General features: G+C 44.0%; 3 protein-coding genes. All 3 read right to left on the reverse strand.

From position 1 onward, the window contains the following. A partial coding sequence (locus IBX40_13200; protein ID MBE0525268.1) for an ABC transporter ATP-binding protein occupies positions 1-683 on the reverse strand: 683 nt, incomplete at its 3' end. A gap of 2 nt (positions 684-685) precedes the next feature. Then, positions 686-1,444, reverse strand: coding sequence for an ABC transporter permease (locus IBX40_13205; protein MBE0525269.1), 759 nt, complete (start codon positions 1,442-1,444; stop codon positions 686-688). Between the two features lie 79 nt (positions 1,445-1,523). After that, positions 1,524-1,883: DUF3368 domain-containing protein (locus IBX40_13210; GenBank protein MBE0525270.1), on the reverse strand; the 360-nt coding region annotated here is incomplete at its 5' end.

Consider the following 1,883-nt stretch of genomic DNA (forward strand, 5'->3'; position numbering starts at 1 on the left):
CGCTCACATAACTGCTTTACGACTTCCGTTCCATGCGACACAAATACAATCGTTTTCCCATCACTCCTGAACTCATTAATCTTATCATAGCATTTACTCTGGAACGCTTCATCCCCCACAGATAGCGCCTCATCTATCAGTATAATATCCGGCTCGGTTGATATTGCTGTAGAAAACGCCAGTCTTGCATACATCCCGCTTGAGAAGTTCTTCAGCCTTGCATTCCTGAATCTCTCCAGCTCAGCAAATTCAAAGATGCCGTCCATATGGTTCTCTATCTGTGATCTGTTCATGCCCATGATCGACCCGTAGAGATAGACATTATCCTCAGCCGTCAGCTCAGGCTGGAATCCCACGCCCAGCTCCAGAAACGGCGCTATCCTGCCATTCACAGCTACTTTGCCGCTGTCAGGATATAGCACTCCTGCGATCACCTTCAGCAATGTGCTCTTCCCGCTCCCGTTTTCTCCGATAATGCCGATGGTCTCTCCGCGCTTTACTGTAAAGCTGACATCGCGCAGTGCCCAGAACTCCTCATAGCTGTATCTGTTTCCTTTGAGCAAGCCAGTGACGTTCTCGTATACCGTGCGCCTTTTCTCATGTGGGATTTTGAAGCGCTTGGAGACCTTCTCCACTATGATAGCGTCCTTCTCTTCTCTATGGGGTTTTGGTTGCTGGAACATGGTTACACCTCCTCGGCAAACCTGCGGGATAGTTTTCTAAATAATGCAGTTCCGGTCATGAGCAGCATTATTCCAAATATAAGAACAATAATAAAATCGAAACTTTTGGGAATAGTTCCATTAAGAAGTATATCCCGGTACATATTGATTAATCTCGTTATCGGGTTCAGCATATAGTAGAATTCGTACTTTGCTGGTACCAGGGACAGCGGATAAATAATTGGGGACAGGAAAAACCCAACCTGAAGCACAATATCCCATATCTGGTTTAAGTCCCTGTAATAAACGTATAATGAAGCAAGGATTAAGCCTGTGCTGTAAATTATCAGGAAATACATCAAATGAACCACTGGAAACAGCAAGACTGTAAATGATATCCCTGCCCCCAATATAATTAACAATGGTATGAGCACAGAAAACTCAAGGAGAGAACTTATTAAACCAGATATCACTATACTGAGAGTCAATATTTCGCGTGGAATATAAATTTTAGTAACCAGGCTCGATTTACCAACTATAGAGCCCATGGCAGACGATGTTCCGATAGCAAAAAAGCGCCATGCAAGGATGCCAGTCAATAAGTATACAACAAAATTCTCCTGGCTTTTAAAGATGTTGCTGAAGACAAAATACAGGATGAGCATCATCAGCAATGGATTCAGCATTGACCATGCGAATCCCAGCACCGAGCTTGAGTATTTAGTTTTTAGGTCGCTAATCACAAGGTTTTTTATAAGTTCCTTATATTCAAAAAAATACATGGTCATTAAATCCCTGCTCTTCCCTGAGCCGTCCTGTCTTATTATGCCCACGGTAGTTATAAAGAGCTAACATCAGTATTTATTCCTCTGCAACTGCTTGTAAAGCTCGCTGGTATATTTCGTCTCTTCTCCAGAAACCTGCGTCGTTGCGAAGTCTATCCAGTTCCTCTCGAAGTGATGCCGCCCTGCCCGATAACTTCGCACGGATCAAAATCCCAATCGTTCCCGTAATTTGTAAACCATACACCTTCGCCACTCTTCTTGCTTCTAACTCATCCAGAAAAATCACCTCTGGATGTCGCTCAATCGCTAATGCGATAGTTTCAGCCTCTCCTTTATGCAATTCCCGCTCCAGCAATCTGACCACAGTTTCATTAGTTGGTATGATTACCTCAATCCAACCTGAGTTGCAGGCTTCCTTAACCTCACGCGCACCTCG

This window comes from Methanosarcinales archaeon, assembly GCA_014859725.1.
In the GTDB taxonomy this organism is placed as follows: Archaea; Halobacteriota; Methanosarcinia; order Methanosarcinales; family Methanocomedenaceae; genus Kmv04.